The sequence below is a fragment of the Methylobacterium sp. V23 genome (assembly GCF_002917135.1).
Taxonomy (GTDB): domain Bacteria; phylum Pseudomonadota; class Alphaproteobacteria; order Rhizobiales; family Beijerinckiaceae; genus Methylobacterium.
Genome location: NZ_PDHT01000019.1, coordinates 43,100 through 62,981, shown reverse-complemented (window position 1 = coordinate 62,981; position 19,882 = coordinate 43,100). Strand labels below are relative to the sequence as shown.

At 70.5% G+C, this 19,882-nt stretch carries 23 protein-coding genes; 11 read left to right on the top strand and 12 right to left on the bottom strand.

What is annotated here, in order from left to right:
* Window positions 1-8 precede the first annotated feature (8 nt).
* The 5 genes from phoU to pstS form a co-directional block, all read right to left on the bottom strand.
* Entirely contained in the window at window positions 9-734 is a 726-nt protein-coding gene (phoU, locus tag CRT23_RS17900; RefSeq protein ID WP_055957276.1) for a phosphate signaling complex protein PhoU, read from the bottom strand.
* An 86-nt stretch (window positions 735-820) separates the two neighbouring features.
* Complete coding sequence (gene pstB / locus CRT23_RS17895) at window positions 821-1,639, bottom strand: phosphate ABC transporter ATP-binding protein PstB (protein ID WP_055957279.1); 819 nt, start codon at window positions 1,637-1,639, stop codon at window positions 821-823.
* A 52-nt stretch (window positions 1,640-1,691) separates the two neighbouring features.
* Window positions 1,692-2,585 (bottom strand): phosphate ABC transporter permease PstA, encoded by an 894-nt coding sequence (gene pstA, locus CRT23_RS17890; RefSeq protein WP_055957282.1) that lies wholly within the window; start codon window positions 2,583-2,585, stop codon window positions 1,692-1,694.
* Window positions 2,586-2,618: 33 nt separating this feature from the next.
* Window positions 2,619-3,593: a phosphate ABC transporter permease subunit PstC gene (pstC, locus tag CRT23_RS17885; protein WP_055957283.1), complete on the bottom strand. Its 975-nt coding sequence runs from the start codon at window positions 3,591-3,593 to the stop codon at window positions 2,619-2,621.
* 280 nt (window positions 3,594-3,873) lie between these two features.
* The gene (pstS, locus tag CRT23_RS17880; protein WP_055957287.1) at window positions 3,874-4,911 is read right to left on the bottom strand and encodes a phosphate ABC transporter substrate-binding protein PstS; all 1,038 of its coding nucleotides are present in this window, start codon (window positions 4,909-4,911) and stop codon (window positions 3,874-3,876) included.
* A gap of 338 nt (window positions 4,912-5,249) precedes the next feature.
* Between pstS and CRT23_RS17875 the strand changes: the two genes are divergently transcribed.
* Together CRT23_RS17875 and dut are read left to right on the top strand one after the other, a co-directional pair.
* Complete coding sequence (locus CRT23_RS17875) at window positions 5,250-6,137, top strand: CoA ester lyase (protein WP_103710738.1); 888 nt, start codon at window positions 5,250-5,252, stop codon at window positions 6,135-6,137.
* Window positions 6,134-6,625 carry a dUTP diphosphatase gene (gene dut / locus CRT23_RS17870; protein ID WP_103710737.1) on the top strand — a complete coding sequence of 164 codons (492 nt, stop codon included), beginning with the start codon at window positions 6,134-6,136 and terminating at the stop codon, window positions 6,623-6,625. The genes CRT23_RS17875 and dut overlap by 4 nt, the downstream gene beginning before the upstream one ends.
* 10 nt (window positions 6,626-6,635) lie before the next feature.
* Here the strand turns inward: dut and CRT23_RS17865 are convergent, their stop codons facing one another.
* On the bottom strand, window positions 6,636-6,842 hold the full coding sequence (locus CRT23_RS17865) for a DUF3606 domain-containing protein (RefSeq protein ID WP_103710735.1): 207 nt from the start codon (window positions 6,840-6,842) through the stop codon (window positions 6,636-6,638).
* 150 nt (window positions 6,843-6,992) lie between these two features.
* On the opposite strand from CRT23_RS17865, the gene motA reads away from it, so the two are divergent.
* The 8 genes from motA (at window position 6,993) to CRT23_RS17825 (ending at window position 13,193) form a co-directional block, all read left to right on the top strand.
* Entirely contained in the window at window positions 6,993-7,865 is an 873-nt protein-coding gene (motA, locus tag CRT23_RS17860) for a flagellar motor stator protein MotA (RefSeq protein ID WP_103710734.1), read from the top strand.
* A 2-nt stretch (window positions 7,866-7,867) separates the two neighbouring features.
* Window positions 7,868-8,800, top strand: coding sequence for a FliM/FliN family flagellar motor switch protein (locus CRT23_RS17855; protein WP_103710732.1), 933 nt, complete (start codon window positions 7,868-7,870; stop codon window positions 8,798-8,800).
* Complete coding sequence (locus CRT23_RS17850; RefSeq protein ID WP_055957304.1) at window positions 8,784-9,083, top strand: hypothetical protein; 300 nt, start codon at window positions 8,784-8,786, stop codon at window positions 9,081-9,083. Before CRT23_RS17855 ends, CRT23_RS17850 begins: the two co-directional genes overlap by 17 nt.
* Before the next feature lie 107 nt (window positions 9,084-9,190).
* A complete protein-coding gene (gene fliN / locus CRT23_RS17845; RefSeq protein WP_055957308.1) occupies window positions 9,191-9,592 on the top strand; it encodes a flagellar motor switch protein FliN in 402 nt (133 codons plus the stop codon).
* Window positions 9,593-9,602: 10 nt separating this feature from the next.
* The gene (locus tag CRT23_RS17840; RefSeq protein ID WP_245436324.1) at window positions 9,603-10,640 is read left to right on the top strand and encodes a flagellar motor switch protein FliG; all 1,038 of its coding nucleotides are present in this window, start codon (window positions 9,603-9,605) and stop codon (window positions 10,638-10,640) included.
* A 26-nt stretch (window positions 10,641-10,666) separates the two neighbouring features.
* The gene (flhB, locus tag CRT23_RS17835) at window positions 10,667-11,728 is read left to right on the top strand and encodes a flagellar biosynthesis protein FlhB (protein WP_055957312.1); all 1,062 of its coding nucleotides are present in this window, start codon (window positions 10,667-10,669) and stop codon (window positions 11,726-11,728) included.
* 35 nt (window positions 11,729-11,763) lie between these two features.
* Window positions 11,764-12,180: a hypothetical protein gene (locus CRT23_RS17830; RefSeq protein WP_245436323.1), complete on the top strand. Its 417-nt coding sequence runs from the start codon at window positions 11,764-11,766 to the stop codon at window positions 12,178-12,180.
* Between the two features lie 329 nt (window positions 12,181-12,509).
* A complete protein-coding gene (locus tag CRT23_RS17825) occupies window positions 12,510-13,193 on the top strand; it encodes a response regulator transcription factor (RefSeq protein ID WP_103710729.1) in 684 nt (227 codons plus the stop codon).
* A 173-nt stretch (window positions 13,194-13,366) separates the two neighbouring features.
* Here the strand turns inward: CRT23_RS17825 and CRT23_RS17820 are convergent, their stop codons facing one another.
* The gene (locus CRT23_RS17820; RefSeq protein WP_103710728.1) at window positions 13,367-13,615 is read right to left on the bottom strand and encodes a hypothetical protein; all 249 of its coding nucleotides are present in this window, start codon (window positions 13,613-13,615) and stop codon (window positions 13,367-13,369) included.
* Between the two features lie 501 nt (window positions 13,616-14,116).
* Between CRT23_RS17820 and CRT23_RS17815 the strand changes: the two genes are divergently transcribed.
* Window positions 14,117-14,335: a hypothetical protein gene (locus tag CRT23_RS17815; RefSeq protein WP_146056414.1), complete on the top strand. Its 219-nt coding sequence runs from the start codon at window positions 14,117-14,119 to the stop codon at window positions 14,333-14,335.
* Window positions 14,336-14,362: 27 nt separating this feature from the next.
* Here the strand turns inward: CRT23_RS17815 and CRT23_RS17810 are convergent, their stop codons facing one another.
* From CRT23_RS17810 to CRT23_RS17790, 5 genes are all read right to left on the bottom strand, one after another.
* The gene (locus CRT23_RS17810; RefSeq protein WP_055957323.1) at window positions 14,363-14,719 is read right to left on the bottom strand and encodes a cupin domain-containing protein; all 357 of its coding nucleotides are present in this window, start codon (window positions 14,717-14,719) and stop codon (window positions 14,363-14,365) included.
* Window positions 14,720-14,861: 142 nt separating this feature from the next.
* Complete coding sequence (locus tag CRT23_RS17805) at window positions 14,862-15,383, bottom strand: transglycosylase SLT domain-containing protein (protein ID WP_245436330.1); 522 nt, start codon at window positions 15,381-15,383, stop codon at window positions 14,862-14,864.
* Between the two features lie 70 nt (window positions 15,384-15,453).
* A complete protein-coding gene (locus CRT23_RS17800; protein WP_103710725.1) occupies window positions 15,454-17,184 on the bottom strand; it encodes a flagellar hook-length control protein FliK in 1,731 nt (576 codons plus the stop codon).
* Window positions 17,181-18,455 carry a chemotaxis protein MotC gene (locus CRT23_RS17795; RefSeq protein WP_103710724.1) on the bottom strand — a complete coding sequence of 425 codons (1,275 nt, stop codon included), beginning with the start codon at window positions 18,453-18,455 and terminating at the stop codon, window positions 17,181-17,183. Before CRT23_RS17795 ends, CRT23_RS17800 begins: the two co-directional genes overlap by 4 nt.
* The gene (locus tag CRT23_RS17790) at window positions 18,455-19,882 is read right to left on the bottom strand and encodes a MotB family protein (protein ID WP_103710723.1); all 1,428 of its coding nucleotides are present in this window, start codon (window positions 19,880-19,882) and stop codon (window positions 18,455-18,457) included. Before CRT23_RS17790 ends, CRT23_RS17795 begins: the two co-directional genes overlap by 1 nt.

Here is a 19,882-nt window from a genome sequence, read left to right as displayed (position 1 = left end):
GCACGGGGTCAGGCCGCGCCGGGCATGTCCACGGTGGCGTAGTTGGAGGCGTCGTTCTTCGGGCGCTCGCGCTCGGCCAGCAGGTTCTCGCCGGTGACGAGGTAGTGGATCGTCTCGGCGATGTTGGTGGTGTGGTCGCCGATGCGCTCGATGTTCTTGGCCACGAACAGGAGGTGCGTGCAGAACGAGATGTTGCGCGGATCCTCCATCATGTAGGTCAGGAGCTCGCGGAACAGGGAATTGTAGAGGGCGTCGATGGCGTCGTCGCGCTCCCAGACGCCGAGGGCCGCCTTGATGTCGCGGCTGGCATAGGCGTCGAGGACGTCCTTGAGCTGCTCCTGCACCAGGTCGCTCATGTGCTGGACGCCGATGACGATCTTCTGCGGCTGGATCTGGTCGGCGATCGCCACGACGCGCTTGGCGACGTTCTTGGCGAGGTCGCCGATGCGCTCGAGATCGTTCGAGACCCGGATCGCCGTCACGGTCTCGCGCAGGTCGATGGCCAGGGGCTGGCGCCGGGCGATGAGCAGGATCGCCCGCTCCTCGATCTCGCGCTGCAGGGTGTCGAGGCGGGTGTCGGCGGCGATCACCGCCTGGGCCAGGGGCGCGTCGCGGCGCACCAGGGCCTCGCCGGCCTCGGTCATCATCTTCTCGGCGATGCCGCCCATCTCGGAGATCGAGCGGCGCAGGTCCTCAAGGTCCGTATCGTAGGATTTGACGATGTGGTCGGGCATGGGTCTCGCTCCTCGATCGGGCCCGCCTGTCCGGTGCCCGCCCTGGCGGTGATGTGGGGCGCGGGCCGATCCCGGCCGGCGGAGGATCAGCCGAAGCGGCCGGTGATGTAGTCCTGCGTCTGGCGCTTCTCCGGATTCATGAAGATGCGCGTCGTCGGGCCGAATTCCACCAGCTCGCCGAGATACATGAAGGCGGTGAACTGCGAGATGCGCGCCGCCTGCTGCATGTTGTGCGTGACGATGACGATGGTGAATTCCGAGCGCAGCTGCTCGATCAGCTCCTCGATGCGGCCGGTGGAGATCGGGTCGAGGGCCGAGGTCGGCTCGTCGAACAGGATCACCTCGGGGCGCTGGGCCACCGTGCGGGCGATGCAGAGGCGCTGCTGCTGGCCGCCCGAGAGGCCCATGCCGGACTGCTTGAGCTTGTCCTTCACCTCGTCCCAGAGGGCGGCCTTGCGCAGGGATTCCTCGACGCGCACGTCGAGGTCGGCCTTGGGCAGCTTCTCGTAGAGGCGCAGGCCGAAGGCGACGTTGTCGTAGATCGACATCGGGAACGGGGTCGGCTTCTGGAACACCATGCCGATGCGCGAGCGCAGCTCGTTGAGGTCGACCTTGGAATCCAGCACGTTCTGGCCGTCGAGGAGGATCTCCCCTTCCGCGCGCTGGTCCGGATAGAGGCTGTAGATCCGGTTGAAGGTGCGCAGCAGGGTGGACTTGCCGCAGCCCGACGGGCCGATCAGCGCCGTGACCTGGCGGTCGTGGAAGTTGAGGTTGACCGACTTCAGGCCGTGGAAGCTGCCGTAGTAGAAGTTCAGGTCCTTGACCGCGATGCGGACCGGTGAGGACTCGTCGGCCTTGTGGCGTCCGGTGAGCTGCGCGGACGTGATCCCGGGGGCGGCGTTCATCGGTTCAAGATCCTATCGGTCGAAGGAGCGGAGACGGGCGGCGCGCGGGTGGTCAGCGCGACCGCTCGGTCTTGATGACGAAGCGGGCCACGATCGAGAGGGCGAGGATCGTGACGGTGATCAGGAGGGCGCCGGCCCAGGCGAGCTGCTGCCAGTTCGCATAGGGCGAGAGGGCGAACTGGTAGATCATCACGGGCAGGTTCGGCACGCCGCCCATCAGGTTGGGGGCGAACCAGCTGTTGTTGTTGAGCGCGGTGAAGAGCAGCGGCGCGGTCTCGCCGGCGATGCGGGCCAGCGCCAGGATGATGCCCGTGACGATGCCGGCGCTGGCGCCGCGCCAGGTGATGCTCTTGATGACGATCGACGGCGGGGCGCCCAGGGCCGCGCCGGCCTCGCGCAGGGTCGAGGGCACGAGGCGCAGCATGTCCTCGGTGGTGCGCACGATCACCGGCGTCGCGATGATGGCCAGCGCCACCGCGCCGGCCCAGCCCGAGTAGGAGCCCATCGGGCGCACCATCAGCGTGTAGACGAACAGGCCGATGAGGATCGACGGCGCCGAGAGCAGGATGTCGTTGAGGAAGCGGATGACGTCGGCGACCTTCGAGTTGCGGCCGTACTCGGCCAGGAACGTCCCCGCCATCACGCCCACGGGCGTCGCGACCAGGATGGCCAGGAGGGTCATCACCAGGCTGCCGAGGATCGCGTTGGCGATGCCGCCGCCCTCGGAGCCGGGCCCCGGCGTCGGGGCGGTGAAGAGGGTCGGCGAGAAGCCCTGGATTCCCTCGATCACCAGCATGAACAGGATCGAGCCGAGCACGACGATGCCCACCAGCGTGGCGATCGTGCTCGCCAGGATCAGCGCCCGGTCGGCGATCCGGCGACCGGAACGGACCCGGCTGACCCGGGCCGGGGCGGCGGTGGTGGCGAGGGGGTTCGCGGCGTCCATGATGCGGCTCCTGACGTCTCGGTGAGGCTGGCCTCAGGCGACCTTCGCGCGGCGGGTGAGGAGGCGCGCGATGATCAGGACGAAGAAGGTGATGACGAAGAGGATGCAGCCGAGCGCCATCAGGGAGTTCAGCTGCAGGCCGTCGGCCTCGTTGAACTCGTTGGCGATGCGCGAGGCGATGGTGGAGCCCGGGTCGAAGACCGAGCCCGAGAGGCGGTTGGCGTTGCCGATCACGAAGGTCACCGCCATGGTCTCGCCGAGGGCCCGGCCGAGGCCCAGCATGATGGCGCCGATGATGGAGACCGAGGCCTGGGGCACGAGCACGTGGCGCACCACCTCCCAGGTGGTGCAGCCGATGCCGTAGGCGCTCTCCCGCAGCACGGTCGGGATCTGATCGAGCATGTCGCGGGTGATCGAGGCCACGAAGGGCACGATCATGATGGCCAGGATGATGCCGGCGGTGAGGATGCCGACGCCCGAGGGGACGCGGGCATAGAACAGGGTGCCGACGATCGGCATGCCCTCGACCAGGTTCGACACCGGCACCTGCACGAAGCGGGCGAAGAGCGGGGCGAACACGAACAGGCCCCACATGCCGTAGATGATGCTCGGCACCGAGGCGAGGAGCTCGATGGTCATCGAGACAGGCTTGCGGGCCCAGCCGGGGCAGAGCTGCGTCAGGTAGATGGCGATGCCCAGCGAGAGCGGCACGCCGATCAGCAGGGCGAGGACGGCCGAGGCCAGGGTGCCGACGATGGCCACGAGGCCGCCGTACTGTTCCTGCCCGATGTTCCAGACGGTGGAGGTGATGAAGCCGAAGCCGAATTGCTGGAAGGCCGGCCAGGCGCCGTACGCGATGGAGGCCAGGATGCCGGCGAGGACCAGGAGCACCAGGAACGCCGCGCCGTAGGAGGCCGCGCGGAACAGGCTGTCGCCGAGGCCGCCGGGCGTCTTGCGGGCCGAGGCGCGGTCCCGCGTCAGGGCGATCTGGTCAGTCAAGGCGGCCATCCGAATGTCTTCTCTTCACCGGGCGGCGTCCTACCCTGCGCCGGTCGCCGGCGCGAGAGGGGATCACCGGTTCGTTGCCAAGGGGTGGCGAAACGGAGGGGGTGGCGAAAGGGGGCGGCGAAGGGGGAACCCGGCATCGCGACGCCGGGTCCGTCGGTCGCTGTCAGGGGGCGCGGTGGCTCGCCCCCTGGCCCCGCGGGCGGAGCGCCCGCGGGGTTCGGCCTCATCCGTCGAGGACGGACTTACAGGGTGAGGACGGGCTTACCTGTTGAAGACGGGCTTACATGTTGAAGACGGGCTTGCCGTCCTTGCCCTTGATCTCCTTCCACGCGTCGTGGATCTGGCTGACGACGTTGTCGGGCAGCGGCACGTAGTCGAGGTCGGTGGCGAGCTTGTCGCCGTTCTTGTAGGCCCAGTCGAAGAACTTCAGCACTTCGGCGGTGCGGGCCGCGTCGGCCGGGTCCTTGTGGACCAGGATGAAGGTGGCGGCGGTGATCGGCCAGGCGCCCTCACCGCCCTCGTTGGTCAGCGAGATGCCGAAGCCGGGGGCGGCTTTCCAGTCGGCGCTGGCGGCCGCGGCCTGGAAGGCCTTGTCGTCGGGCTGCGGGAACTTGCCGGCCTTGTTCTGGATCAGGGCGTAGCTCAGCTTGTTCTGCTTGGCGTAGGCCGACTCGACGTAGCCGATGGCGTTCGGGACCTGCTTGACGGTGGCGGTGACGCCCTCGTTGCCCTTGCCGCCCTGGCCCACCGGCCAGCTGATCGTGGTGGCCGCGCCGTAGTCCTTCTTCCAGGGCTCGGAGACCTGGGAGAGGTAGGTGGTGAAGATGTTGGTCGTGCCCGAGGCATCCGAACGGTAGACCGGGGTGATGTTGGCGTCGGGGAGCTTCAGCCCCTCGTTCAGCTTGGCGATCTTGGCGTCCGACCACTTGGCGATCTTGCCGGCATAGATCTCGGCGATGACCTCGCCGGTGAGCTTCAGCTTGCCGGGCTCGATGCCCGGGATGTTCACCACGGTGACCACGCCGCCCATGACGGTCGGGAACTGGACGAGGCCGTCCTTGTCCAGGGCGGGGCCCTTCAGCGGCGCGTCGGTGGCGCCGAAATCGACGGTCTTGGCCTGGATCTGCTTGATGCCGCCGCCCGAGCCGATGGACTGGTAGTTCAGTCCGAGGCCGCTCTCCTTGCGGTAGGCCTCGGCCCACTTGGAGTAGATCGGGAACGGGAAGGTGGCGCCGGCGCCGGTGATCTCGGCCGCCTGCGCGGGGGCGAGGGTGGCGAGGCCGAGGCCCACGAGGGCGGCGAGGGTCGTAAACTTCATCTGTGGTCTCCTCGAGGAGCGCGCATCGGCCTGCGGGCGGTGCCCGTGAGCCGTTGTGCACCGCGCCATACGGTCGGTTGGACCAAGGCGGTATGACGATTGCACGACAGTTCGATGACAAAGCCCGGGACGCGGGCGGGACGGCGGCGGCCTGCGCGGTTTTCCGGGGATGACGGGCCGGCGACCGGCCGCCGTCGCCGCCTTGAATCGGGGTTCGCCGGGGGCTATCGCCGGGGCCGCGGGCGAGTCGCTGCCGGTCGAGGCCTCGATCGGGACGGCGCGCCGCCGGGTGCGGACGTGCGGCGCCCGATCCCCGACCGTGCCTCAAGGGATGCCCCATGACCGAGATCCGCCCGCGCCGTAGCGTCCTGGCCATGCCGGGGTCGAACCCGCGCCTCCTCGTGAAGGCGCGCACGCTCCCCACCGACGTGGTGATGATCGACCTCGAGGATGGGGTGGCACCCGAGACCCGCGCCGCGACGCGCGAGGCCGTGGCCCGCGCCGTGTCCGAGGGCGGCTTCGGGCCGCGCGAGGTCGTGGTGCGGATCAACGCCCTCGACACGCCCTACGGCGAGGACGACCTCGCCGCCATCGCGCCGGCCGGGCCGGACGCGATCGTGGTGCCGAAGGTGACGGGGGCGGATGCCCTGGTGGCCGTGGGCTCGCGCCTGCGCCGCCTCGGCGCCCCGGACCGGACCCGGACCTGGGCGATGATCGAGAGCCCGATGGCGATCCTGCACCTCGCCGACATCGCCAGCTCGGCCCGGGACGTCGACACCCGGCTCGCCTGCCTCATGGTGGGGCCGAACGATCTCGCCAAGGCCAGCCGGCTGCGCCTCGGCGTGCCGGGCCGCCCGGCCCTGCTGCCCTGGCTGATGAGCGTGATCGCCGCCGGGCGCGCCTTCGAGATCGACGTGATCGACGGCATCTACAACGACTTTCGCGATGCGGAGGGCTTCGCAGCCGAGTGCGCGCAGGGCCGCGATTGCGGCTTCGACGGCAAGATGCTGATCCATCCCGACCAGATCGCCCCGGCCAACGCCGCCTTCGGCCCCGACGCGGCCGAGATCGCCTGGGCCCGGCGCATCCTCGCCGCCTTCGCCGAGCCGGAGAACCGCACCCGCGGCGTCATCGGCCTCGACGGCAAGATGGTGGAGCGCCTGCACGCCGCGGAGGCGACGCGGACCGTGGCCCTGGCCGACGCCATCGCGGCCCGGACGGCGTGAGCGCGGCCCTCGCCGTCGAGATCCGCCTCCTCGACGGACGCCTCTCCGGCTGGGGCTTCCCGCGCTGGGGCTCGGCGGCCGCCGCGGGCCTCGACCTGCATGCCTGCCTCGAAACCGAGCTCGAGCTGGCGCCCCAGGGCCCGCCGGCCCTGATCCCGGCGGGCTTCAGCCTGGCCATCCGCGACCCGGGCTGGTGCGGACTGATCTTCCCGCGCTCCGGGCTCGGCCATCGCGAGGGCCTCGTCCTCGGCAACGGCACCGGCGTGATCGACGCCGATTACGAGGGGCCGCTGATGATCTCGGCCTGGAACCGCAATCCCGGCGGGGCCGGCCTGCGCATCGCGCCCGGCGACCGCATCGCCCAGCTCGTCTTCACCCGCGTCACCCGGCCGACGCTGACGATTCGCGAGGCCGCCGATGACGCGGCGCCGCCCGGGGAAGCCGGCAGCCGCGGCACCGGCGGCTTCGGCTCCACCGGGCGCCGCTGAGGCCTGCGCCTCACACGATGCCGCTGCCCTCGAAGGGCCAGGGTCGGCCGAGCCGGGCGGCGACCTTCTCGGGCTCGTGGCCGACCGCGGCCACGGCGGCCTCGACCTCCTCGCGCGGCACCTCGAAGCGGCGGGCCCAGTAGGCCAGGGTCCAGGGCTCCGAGACGTTGACGGTGGCGGGCTCGTGGTCGTTGTCGGGGGTCGCGCTGCTGCTCATGGCGTGTCTCGCTGCGGTGTCGGGTCCCTCCCTAACGCGCGGCCCGGCCGACGGTGCGTTTTCCCGCGCATCATCCATCCAGCCCCGCGCAAGCCATCCTGCGTAGGTCGACGGCATCGGATTCCACATCCCCATCGGAGGCTTTGAGCCTTGGGCGTTCTGATCGGCCTCGTCATCGCAATCGGCTGCATGCTCGGCGGCTTCGTCGCCATGGGCGGCCACCTCGTCGTGCTCTGGCAGCCCTGGGAGTTCGTCATCATCGGCGGCATGGGCGCCGGCACCTTCGTCATGGCCAACCCGATGAAGACGGTGGTCGATACGGGCAAGGCCAGCCTCGACGCGCTCACCGGCAAGGTGCCCAAGCGCAAGGACTACCTCGCCCTCCTGGGCCTGCTGCATGCCCTGATCCGCGAGCTGAAGACCAAGCCCCGCAACGAGGTCGAGCCGCATCTCGACGACCCGGCCAATTCGGAGATCTTCAAGGCCTACCCGGACGTGGCCAAGAACGCCGACCTCGTGCTGTTCATCTGCGACTATGCCCGCCTGATCCTGATCGGCAATGCCCGCGCCCACGAGATCGAGGCGCTGATGGACGAGGAGATCAGCGGCTACCGCAAGGACCGCCTCAAGCCCTACGGCGCCGTGACCACGGTGGCCGAGGCGATGCCGGCGCTGGGCATCGTGGCGGCGGTGCTCGGCATCGTGAAGGCGATGGGCGCCCTGGACCAGTCGCCGCAGATCCTCGGCGGCCTCATCGGCGCCGCACTCGTGGGGACATTCTTCGGCGTGTTCATGTCCTACGGCGTGCTCGCCCCCTTCGCGATCAAGATCAAGACCATCCGCGAGAAGCAGAACCACGTCTACATCATCGTGAAGCAGAGCCTGATCGCCTACATGAGCGGAGCGGTGCCGCAGATCGCCGTCGAGCACGGACGCAAGGGCATCTCGCTCGGCGACCGTCCGACCATCGACGAGGTCGAGAACGCCACCGTCACCGGCGGCGCGCAGCGGGAGGCCGCCTGAGCATGGACGGCCCCACCGGGAACGCCGCCGACATCCGCGCCCGCCTGATCGAGGCCGGGGGCCTGTCCCTCGACCGGATGCCGATGCTGAACGTGGTGTTCGACCGGCTCACCTCGGGCTGCTCGGACAACCTCAAGCCCCTCGTCGCCTCGCCGGTCTACTTCGCCTTCAACGGCTTCGCGAGCGGCCGCTTCGGCGAGATGCTCGACGCCTACGAGAACAACGCGGTGGCGGGCATCTTCCACGCCCCCGAATGGGACAGCCACATCCTGGTCGGCCTCGACCGGGACTTCCTCTTCACCATGGTGGAGGCCCTGTTCGGCAGCGACGGGGGCGAGCCGCCGGTGGAGGACGAGCGCGCCTTCTCCAGCCTCGAGATCCGGCTGGCGCAGACCATCCTCGAACAGGTCGGCCGCGCGCTCGAATCGTCGTTCTCCCTGGTCTCCGCGACGCCGTTCCGCCTGGAGCGGACCGAGACCCGGATGGAATTCGCCGTGATCGGCGGACGCAACAACAAGGCGGTGGAGGCCAAGTTCACGATCCAGGCGCTCAACCGCGGCGGCGAGATGTTCCTCATCCTGCCCCAGTCGGTGATCAATCCGATGCGGCCGGCCCTGTCCAAGGTGCTCACCGGCGACACGGCCGCCCGCGACCCGAAATGGACGCAGCAGATCGCCGCCGAGGTCCAGAAGGCGGAGGTCACCCTGCGGGCGGTGCTCGAGGAGCGCCTGCTGACGCTGGGCGAGATCGCCGACCTCAAGGTCGGCCAGATCATCGGCCTCGACGCCACGCCGTCGACGCGGGTGAAGCTCGAGGGCAACGACCGCCCGCTGTTCTGGTGCCACATGGGCCAGGCCCAGGGCTCCTACGTGCTGCGGGTCGACGAGGCCATCGCACAGGACAAGGAAGGCACACCCGATGACACCGTGGGTTGACACCATTCTGCTCGTGGCCCTGGTGGCGACGAGCGCCTGCGTGGTGCCGATGTACCTCAAGCTGAAGCGCCTCGACCGGACCCAGGCCGAGTACGGCCGCATCCTGACGCAGTCGGGCCAGGCCCTGGCCCAGGCGGGCGATGCGGTCCGCAACTTCAGCACCGAGGGACGCGAGATCCTGGAGGCCCTCGACCAGCGCATCGGCGAGGCGCGCCAGACCCTCGCCGAGCTGGAGGCCAGCCGACGCGATCTTGCGGCCACACGCGCCACCCAACTCGGCTGAGGCCGGCCGATCGGCTTGCGCCCCGGCCGACTTTCCCCGATCCTTTCCCTTCCGCTGCCAGACGACTCTTCCCCTGACGTTCGATTGCAGCCCCTGACGAGCGGACGATGAGCAACAGCCCCTTCGACGATGCGGACCTCGCGTCCACCGGCACCGCCCCGGTCTTTCCGACCGTTTCGCCGACCGTCTCACCCGGCGTCGCCTCCGCGGGGCCGGAGGCGGGCGACGCGCGGATCGGCGATGGCCGCAACCTCGATTCGATCCTGCGCATCCCGGTGCTGATCCAGGTGGTCCTCGGCTCGGCGACGATGCCGGTGGCCAACCTGATGAAGCTCGGGCGCGGCGCCATCGTGCCCCTCGACCACCGGGTCGGCGAGCCCGTGGACGTCACCGTCAACGGCCGCGTCGTGGCCCGGGGCGAGATCGTCGTGGTCGAGGAGGACAATTCCCGCTTCGGGGTCTCCCTGACCGAGATCGTCGGCCCGGCCGATGCCGGCCAGAACGGCTGAGGACGAACCCGTGGCGAGCGTGCCGATCCCCCACCGGACGCAGGGCGTCCTCCGGCACCTCAACCCCGTGGACGAGGTCGCGGCCCTGCTGCTCGCCATGGGCAAGCCGGCGGCCGGACGCCTGCTGAAATACTTCGATCCCGACGAGATCCGGCGCATCACGCGCTCGGCGACCCAGCTCGGCACCGTCAGCGCCCACCAGCTCGACGACATCGTCGAGATGTTCTCGCACGAGTTCGCCGCGGACGGGCGCCTCGTCGGCACCGCGTCGGAGGTGGAGAAGCTCCTCACCGGCCTGCTCCCCGCCGACCAGGTCGCCGAGATCCTGGCCGATGTCCGGGGCGATGCCACGCGCTCGGTCTGGGAGCGCCTGACCACGGTCTCCGAGGGGGTGATCGCGAGCTACCTGATCAAGGAGCACCCCCAGACCGCGGCCCTCGTGCTGTCCCGCCTGAAGCCCGCGGCGGCCGCCAAGGTGATGGCCCACCTGCCCCAGCCCACCCGCAACACGGTGATGCGGCGGATGCTGAGCTTCAAGCCGGTCTGCGACGAGGTCATCGCCACCGTCGAGCGCGCCCTGCACGAGGACCTGCTCGCCAGCGGCGCCCGCAACGGCGGCGCCGACACCCACGCGAAGATGGCCGACATCATCAACAAGATGGAGCGGACCCAGATCGACGAGGTGCTCACCAGCCTGTCCGAGTCGCGCCCGAAATCCGTGGAGATCCTGAAGGGCCTGCTCTTCACCTTCGACGACATCGTCAAGCTCCAGCCCCGGGCCCGGACCACGCTGTTCGACGCCGTGCCCAACGACCGCCTGGTCCTGGCGCTCAAGGGCACCGACACCGAGTTCCGCAGCGTCATCCTCAGCGCCCTCTCCGCCCGCGTCCGCCGCATGGTCGAGCACGAGCTGAACGGCGGCGAGCCGGCGGCGCAGAAGGACGTGACGGAGGCCCGCCGCAGCATCACCGACCTCGCCCTCGAGATGGCCGGGCGCGGCGAGCTGGAAATCAATTCCGGGGACGAGGTCGAGGCCCTCGTCCGCTAGGGACGGAGGCCTGACCCGGCACCGCGATGTCCGACGAGGATCAGGAGAGCAAGACCGAAGCCGCCTCCGAGCGGAAGATCCGGGAGGCCGTCGAGAAGGGCGACGTCCCGTTCTCCCGGGAGGCCCCGATCTTCGCCTCCATCCTCGGCCTGCTCATCGTCCTCAGCTTCGTCGTGCGCGACGCGGTCACGCCCCTGCTGCAGTCGCTCGCGCCCTTCCTCGACCATCCCCGCGACTTCGCCCTGGAGAACAACCAGGACGTCGCCCGGATTCTCGAAGGAACCGCGATGGCGGCCGCGCGCTTCCTGATCCCTGTGGTCCTGATCCTCGGACTCTGCGGCCTCGTCTCCGCCCTGATCCAGAACGTGCCGAGCCTCGTGGGCGAACGCATCCGTCCGCAATGGTCGCGCATCTCGCCGGCCGCGGGCTGGGGACGAATCTTCGGAAAATCGGGTCAGGTCGAGTTCCTGAAATCGGTCCTTAAATTTTTAGGCATCAGTCTCGTCTGCCTGCTGCTCCTGCGCTCGGAGGGCCGCAAAGCCGTGAGTGCCATGTTCGCCGACCCGAGCCAGATCCCGGATCTCATCCTCACCGTCTCGATCCGGCTGGTCTCGGTCGTCTGCATCGCCACCATCGTCATCGTGGCCATCGACCTGGTCTGGTCGCGCCTGCGCTGGCAGCGCTCGCTGCGGATGTCGAAGCAGGACCTCAAGGACGAGCACAAGCAGACCGAGGGCGATCCCCTGGTGAAGAGCCGCCTGCGCTCCCTGGCCCAGGACCGCTCCCGCAAGCGGATGCTTGCGAACGTGAAGCAGGCCACTGTGGTCATCGCGAACCCGACGCACTACGCTATCGCGCTCCGGTATGCGCGAGATGAGCAACCTGCGCCTCTCGTTCTCGCCAAGGGGAAGGACCTCGTGGCGCTCCGCATCAGAGAAATCGCCGAAGCGAACGGCATTGCGGTCGTGGAAGACAAGCCTCTCGCAAGGTCCCTGTACGACAGTGTCGAGGTGGACCAGATGATTCCCGCGGAGTTCTACAGCGCAGTGGCTCAGATCCTGTTCTTCCTGTTCTCGAAGGCTCGCTGATGACCGAAGCGTCCTCTTCCCCCGGAGCCCTCTCCGTGGACGTTCCGGACGTGCTCGCCGATGCCGAGCGCGTGTTCGCCAACGCGATCCGGGACTTCATCGCCGAGCTGTGCCTCCTCGACGGCGGCATCCTGATCGGCTGGGTGCAGGCCGCCCGGCACGGGAACATCGCCGACCTCGTCGCCTCCTCCGCGGAGCCGTATTTCAAGGAAGCGACCATCGCCTACGCGGATGGGGCCGACGTCCGGTTCGACTGGGGCCGCTCGCTCACCGTGGTGCTCGACATGGAGTTCGTCAGCGAACCCGTGACGGTGTTCTTCAAGCTCATCCTCGACGGCGTCTACGTCGGCGTCGCGATCCAGCGGATCCTGGCCGACCAAGGCCCGAGCTTCTGCCTCGACGGCTTCGAGACCGCCCTGGCCGAGGCCCGACTGACCCGCGCCGCCGCCTGAGCGACGGCCGGGCGGACAGCCTGGTTCGACTCCGCAGAATCAACTCCGCAGAATCGACCCGGCAGGATCGAACGGGTCCGGCCGCGCCGCCCCTCACCCGCACCGCGACAGTTTGCCGACGCACCGATCGCGCGATCACATCTGCGTGTGATCCGAACGTCATTGACGGTGCCGGCGATGCCCGACATTGCTGAATGATGGGCGACTCGATCAGTCGGGCTGGACTTGCGGAGTGAAGTGCAGGCTCCGCAACGACCCCTGATTGTTTCGCTTCCTGACCGTAACCCAGCACACACCCTGACCGTCGCAAGATCATCCGGAGATTGCCGATGTATGTCCTGGTCGACGAGCGGCCTTCGGTGAATTCCGGCTACAAGGCGAGCTTCGACCGCGAGGGCATCTCTTCCCTCGGCCTCGACCCGCAGGAATTCACCCACTGGTTCCAGTCCTCCTCCCGGGTCGACCGCGAGGCGATCCAGGGCTTCCTCCTGGGCGATTTCGAGGGCCGGGCGAAGTGCGCCACCCTGATCCGCAAGCTGTCGCGCGCACCCATCATCGCCCTGAGCGACGTGCGCTCCCTCGACCAGACCCTGCAGCTCTTCGAGGCGGGCATCGACGACGTGCTGCCCAAGCCCGTCCATATCCGTGAGATCCTGGCACGCTCCGAGGCGATCTGGCGCCGGGTGAATGCCCAGGCGGGCCCGGTCCGCGAGGCGCCGCCCGAGCCCGAGCGCCTGAAGGTGCATTTCGACGGCCGCGACCCCGAGGTGGACGGCGAGGTGCTGCCCCTGCCGCGGCGCGAGCGCCACATCCTCGAGTGCCTGGTGCGCAACCGGGGCCGGCGGATGACCAAGTCGCAGATCTACAACATCGTCTACGGCGTCTACAGCAACGGCGTCGAGGAGAGCGTCATCGAGGGCCACGTCAGCAAGCTGCGCAGGAAGCTCAGCCAGCGCCTCGGCTACGACCCGATCGAGGCCAAGCGCTTCATGGGCTACACCTTCGTCGGCTGAGGCCGGCGCGGCGAGCGGCCGGCGCCTGAGCCGCGCGCATCAAGGGCGCCCGCGCGACGCGGGTTTGCAACGCAACGGGCTCACCGAGGCGGATCCCGGGGGGATCGCGCGATGAGCCCGTGTTCGACGACGTCAGCGAACGGACCGCAGGGTCCAGGCCGTCGGTCGCGGCTTCAGAAAGAACCGGTCGTCTCGACTTCGCTGCCGGCCTGCGCGCTCTGCGCGGCGGTGCCGGACTTCGCCGGAGCGACGGGCTGAGGCGTGGTGGTCAGGTCGCCGAGGCTGCGCACCTGCTGGGTGTCGCGTGCCTGCTCGCGGAACAGCGGAGGCGTCAGGTAGAGGGCCTCACCCGCCATGGCCGCGCCCGTGGCGAAGGTGGCGGAGGCGAGGACGGTCAAGGCGAAGAGGCGGGTCGCGCGCATCTGAAATCTCCGGTTTGGCTGGCAACGTGCCCGCCGTTGAGGAGATAGAACCACATTTTTGTGCGCTGCGACTTGCTGATTTTGCAACGCACCATAATGCGCGCCCCGAGAAGTCCAGCCACTATAGCGCATGCTCCAGAGGAGGGGTCGCCGGGGATATGGGCCCGGAGCCATGTTATGGGCGCATGGTCGTCAAATTGAGGAATTGGCCGGCCAAATTTAATTTTCGCGCGCTTCAATTGTATTTTGATGTTTGCCGGTGAGAAACAGCACACGCCCCGGCTTTACTTAGCATCCACCGCGTCTTGCGCCGCCCCGTGCTTGCATCGGGGGCCTCGAGCACCGGCCGCTGATCTCGCGGCGCCTGCGCGGTGATTCAGCCGGCAGGCACGGACGCATCGTCGGCCCCGAACGTCGATGGGCTGGAGAACTTGTTCACCATGTTGCCCCGCTCACACATCCGTGACGGTCTCAAGCGACGACGACGGACGTTCCGCCTTCATGCGTATGTCCCAGTCGGCTCTCCCCGCGCTACATACCCTGGCCGTCCTGCCAGCCCGCGACGCAGATATGCTGCTGGGCTCCGCCGAGCGGCTGTACCTGGCCCAACCGGGTGAGGAACAGCGCAAGGCCTTGCGGCGCATCGCCGTCTATCGCCGCGTCCTCGGCCTGCCGCCGTCGATGCAGCTGATGCAGGAGCGATGGGCCGCGTCCGCCTAGCGGGCCGGCCGGGCCCGGGACGAGCGTTCAGGATCGTGCGGGCAGGGACGGCTCCGCGCCGGGCGCCGCGCGCGTCACGAGGGCCTCGGGACGCTTCACCTCGATCTCGATGAAGGCGATCGGGTGGTCGGAGCCATTCATCACATCGTGCCGGATGCCGGCCGGGCGGCTATAGGCCTGTCCGGCCTCCAGCGCGCTGTCGGTGACCCGGTCGCCGTCATGCACCCTGAGGGTTCCGGCCACCAGCATCACGACGAAGTAGGGCCAGCCGTGCTCGTGCCAGCCGGTGACCGCGCCGGGGGCGAAATCCCAGCGCGTGATGCGCAGGGTCGCGTCGTCCTGCTGGAGGGTGGCGACCGCCGGGATGGTGCAGACAAAGGCCATTCGGGTTCCTTCCTGAGCCGGGGCGCTCGCAAAGTCGGAGCCACTTCGCAGGCCCCGGAGGCCGTCCGGCCCCGGGGTCTCGGACATGACGCGAGGGACGATCCGGCGGCGTTCGCGAGCGCGCGCGACCGTCAGCAGCGGCCTACTGGCAGAAGCTGCGCGCGGCCGGCGTCCAGGCGCCGAAGCCCGTGGCCACCATGTTGGTGATGACCCGGCAGACATACTGCTTCTGGGCCGGATTGTTGTTCGGACCCGCATGATAGCGCGCCACCGCCAGGGTCCAGCTGCCCTCGCGCGCCTTCAGCTGCTTCAGGAACAAGGTCGCGTACTCGACGTTCTGGCGCGGGTCGATCATCGCCTCCAGGCTGGTGAACTTCTCGCGGTGATAATGATGGTTGATCTGCATGCAGCCGAGGTCGACGAGCTTGATCCCGCTCGCCCACGCCTGGGCGAGCTGGCTCATCACGTCGGCGGCGCTGGTGCCGAAATAGGCCCGGCCCTGGATGTTCATGGCGTAGGGCTGCAGCGAGCCGCGCTTGCCGCTCTCCGTGAGGCCGACGGCGTAGAGGACGCCGAGCGGAACCCCGTGCTTGGCCGAGGCCCCCGCCATCTCGCGCTCGCAGATATTGGCCGAGGCCGGCAGCGCCGCGGCCTTTCCCGGCATAGGGGGGGCGCTGTTGGCCAGGGCCGCGCCCGGTCCGGGCACGGCCAGCCCGGGGAGGCCCAGGCTGGGGTTAAAGGTAAACGCCGCTGCGATCAGGGCTGCTCGAAACGCTCTCATGCTTCCGCTCGTGGAGGTCGGAGGCGGCCGGATCGCCGCCCGGGGAGGACCGGCGCCCGGCCTGGTCCTGGGTGGGGCGGCCCTGGTTCGCGCCGGACTCGCCCTGACCCGGGAAGCCCTGTGCGCCCTGTCCCTGTTGCGAGCCTGGATTCCCCGATTCGCCCCGGCTCTCGGCCGAGGCCGACGTGACGGTGACGGTGACGCTCTCGGGCCGGTAGCCGCCCTGGCGCAGGAGGTCGTTGAGGACCTCGCCGCCCTCGCGGAGCAGGCGCGCCGAATCCTCGCGGCTGGCCTGCAGGTTCATCTCGAGCTGCCCGTCGCGCAGGCGCATCCGCACCAGCACGGTGCCGAGATCCGCCGGATGAAGCTGCAGCGTGAGGAGCTTCAGGGGTCCCTCCCCGGCCGGAGCTCCGGGCAACGCGCCGGGGACGACCCCGGCCGGTCCGCGCGGCAGTTCCGCCAGGACGGCCGAGGCCACCTGCTGGGCCGGCGCGGCGGCCGGGCCGGACAGGGCCCCGGCCGGCAGGGACGGGGTGGTGGACAGGTTCGCTTCGGCAGCGCCCGGGAGGGCCGGCTCGAGACCGCCGCGGGCCGCGCGCGCGGCCGCGGTGCCGGCCTCGATGGGCGCCGCGACCGGTTCGACGCGCAGGATCGGCGACGGCGTCGCGGCAGGCCGTTCGGCCGCGACCGGTCCCTCGCCGCCACGGACCGGATCGCGCCTGGGCACCGCGCCGTCGCCCGTGGGCGACCCAGGTGCGCGCGGGGGAGCGGCAGCGGCAGCAGCAGAGGCAGCCGCGGCAGAAGCGGCAGGGGAGGCGAGTGTGACCGGCGCCGGAGCTGGTGCCGGAGCCGCGAGGGCCGGCGGCGGCGCGGCGGGCTGCGCCGGAGGGACTGGAGCGCCCGATGCGGGCGGGCTCGCCGGGCCGGCCGACGGCAGGGCCGGCATCGGGAGGATGGGACCCGGCCCCGGTCCGGCCGCAGCGGCGGCTCCGCCGGGGGCCTGGCCCCCCGCGGCATCGGGCAGGAGGGCCGCGGCAGTCGGCAGGCCGGACGCACCCGGCCCCGGGACGGCCGCCGGCGATCCGCCGACGAGGCTCGGGAGCACCGGCGCGAAGTGGGTCTCGCGCTGGAGCACGGCGATCCGGGGCCGCGCCTCGGCGCTCGCGGCCTGCGGCACGAGGCCGGCCGCGCGCGGATCGGTCCCGGCGAGCAGGCTCGGCCCGGCCAGCGGGTTCGTCCCAGCCAGCGGGTCCGTCCCTGCTAATAGGTCCGTCCCGGCCAAGCCGTCGGCTCCCGCGGGCGGGGTCGCCGGCCCGGCGGTCACGGCCTGCCCCGGGGCCTGAGCCGGCAGGGCGCGGGCGACCAGGGTCTCGAGGGAGATCGCCTGCGGCTTCGGGGCCGGGGCGCCGGCGGGGACGGCCGTCGGAACCACGAGGGCGAGCAGGGCCAGGGGATCCGTCTCCTCGCCGGACGGTGCCGGGGCGGCCTCGTCGTCGCGGCGGCGTCCCGGACGGTCGGGCTCGGGCGTGGTCGTCGCGTCGGCGTTGCGTCCACCCGCGAGGGCGCCGAGCACGGCCCCGAAGGCGTCGCGGCTCGCCTCCAGCGTCTCCGCGCCCGCGCTGCGGGGGCCAGGCGCGTCCGGCAGAGCGCGGGGACCGGGAGAGGTGGCACCGAGGGTATTCAACGCTCGCTCCTGCGCATGATCTCGTCGATGCGCCCGATGGCGTCCTGCGCCCGGGCGATGGATGGCGCGACCGGCAGGACGCGGGGACCCGTCGGTTCCGCCCGGACCGGCATCGGGGCGGGCGGCCCGGCCCGGATCTCCCGCGCGGTCGAGAGCGCGGCGTCCAGGAGGTCGCGGTCGGCCGCGTCCAGCACGGCACGGTCGGTCATCCGCAGGGTCTCGACGGAGTCGTCGAAGCGCCCCTCCACGACGAGGAGGGCCGCCGCCCGGTAGAGGCGCGCGCGCACCATCTCCGGCGAGCCGGATTCCGCCAGGGTGACGCCGCGCTCGGCGGAGAACACCGCCGTGGTGGTCTTGCCCTGATCGAGGGCGGCCCGGGCCAGGAGGAGGTAGAGCTCGCGCCGCCCCTCGAGCTCGATCTCGTCGAGCATGGCCTGCAGGCGGGCGAAGCGGACGTCGTCGCCGGCGAAGTCGAGGCGGGTGAGCGCGGCGGCGAAGCGCTGGCGGAAGTTGCCGGCATAGACCGAGTGGCGGAAGCGCCGCAGGTACTGCACCGCCAGGGTCTCGAATTTCACCAGGTCGTTGGCCTGGGCCAGCACGAAGATCTCGCGGCGCAGCGCCCCCTCCTCCACCAGGGTCCCGGGGGCGAGCAGGCGCGCGAGGTCGAGGAGCCGGATCGACTGCGTGGGGTCGTCCCGCACCACCAGGGCGGATTGCGCCAGGGCGAGCTGCGCGCCGAGGCTCACCGGAACCGTGAGCGGGTCGATCTTCACGAGGAGGGCGCGGGCCTCCTTCTCGCGTCCCTCGAGATAGGCGAGCGCGCCGAACACCACCGGCCGCTCGGCCTCCGGCACCTTGCCCGAGGCGACGAGGTGGCGCAGCAGCGCCGGCCCGCCGCCGCCGAGCCCGAAGGTCACCGCGGCGTGCACGCTGACGGGGTCGGCCCAGACCTCGGGATCGAGGCCGATCATGCGTGATTCCGCCAGGGACAGGAAGGCGCGCTGGCCGTGATGGGCCTGGGCCGAGCCCTGGGCGATCCGGTCCTGGAGCAGCTGCAGCGTGCGCACCAGCTCCACCGGAACCGTGCGCGGGGCCACCGGCAGGGGCTCGATCGGGGCGGCCGGGGCGGCGCCGTGCCCGCCTCCCTGATCGCCACCCGCGCCATGATCGCCCCCGCCGTGGGACTCCGCGCCCCAGGCGGCCGGGACGAAGCCCAGGCCGGCGAGCAGGAGGCAGGCGATCCACGCGCGGCGCAGCCCGGCGGCCCGCATCACTCGGGCCGCGCCCGCAGCAGGATCTCGATGCGCCGGTTCTCGGCCGCCTTCGGATCGGCGGGATTGCGCGGCTGACGGTCGGCATAGCCCTCGATGCGTTCCAGGCGCGCATCGGGCACCCCGCCGCGCACCAACATGTAGGAGGCCATCTGCGCCCGGGCCGAGGACAGCCGCCAGTTGTCGTAGACCTCGGAGCGGAAGGGGCGCGCATCGGTGTGGCCGCGCACGACGATCCGGCCGGGCCGGTCCTTGAGGATGCGGGCGACCTGCTCCAGGGCCCGCACCACCTTGGCCTGCGGCTCGGCCGAGCCGACGCTGAACATTGCGAAGTTCACCTCGTCGGTGAGGCTGATGAGGATGCCCTCGCCGGTGCGGCGGACCTCCATGTGGGGCGCCGGAGCGCCGCCCTGCGTCGGCAGGGCCTTGGCGATCTCGGCCTTGATCTCGGCCATCGTCGCGGTCTCGGCGGCATCGGCCGCCTGCCGGGCCGCATCCGCGGATTTGGCCTCGGCGGATCTGGCCCCCGCCGGCACCGTCTCGACGGCGGCCTTCTCGACGGCAACCTTGTCGACGGCGGCCTTGTCGGCGGCAGCCTTCTCGACGGTAGCCTTGTCGGCGGCGGACTTGTCGGCAGCGGATCTGGCCTCCGCCTTCGCGTCCCCGGGCGCTTCGGCCTTGGCAAGCAGAGCCATCACCTTGGCGTCGGTCTCGCCCGGCAGGGCCGAGGCGACCTTGATCGCCGCGGGCTTCGCCCCGGGGGCGGCCGCGCGCACGTCGGGGCGGGTTTCCTGCGGCAGGGGCGTCACCGTGCCGGTGGACCCGGCCTGCTCGGTGCGCGTCTTGGCGAGCGGCGCCACCTGCCAGTAGAGCGGATCGAAGGGATCGCGGGCCGCCTCGCCGCCCTTGATGCCGGGCTCGCCGGTCTCGGTCACCACCGCGTCGGCCGAGGCCGTCTCCGGGCCGGGTTCGAGCTCGGCGGCGAGCTTGGCCAGGACCGCGTATGGATCCTGGAACAGGGCCGCCTCGCGGGCACGGCTGCCCGGCGGGCCGGACGCGCCCTTGCCGTCGGTCTTGGCGTCCGACTTGGCGTCGGACTTCCCGCCCTTGCCCTCGGCGCTGCTGTCGCCGGTGCCGCCGTCGGGCTTGCCTTCATCGGGCGTGGGCTCGCCGGGCTTGTTCTGGGGATCGCGCAGGCCCTTGCGATCGAAGCTCACGTCGGCGAGCTTCACCGGGTTGAAGTACTCGGCGATGGCCGACTTGGTCTCCTTGGTGGTGGAGCCGATCAGCCACAGCACCAGGAACAGCGCCATCATGGCGGTCATGAAGTCGGCGAGCGCGATCTTCCAGGCGCCGCCGTGGTGACCGTCCTCGTGGTCGCCGTGGCGCTTGATGATGATGATCTCGTGGTGGCCCTCGTCCGCCAT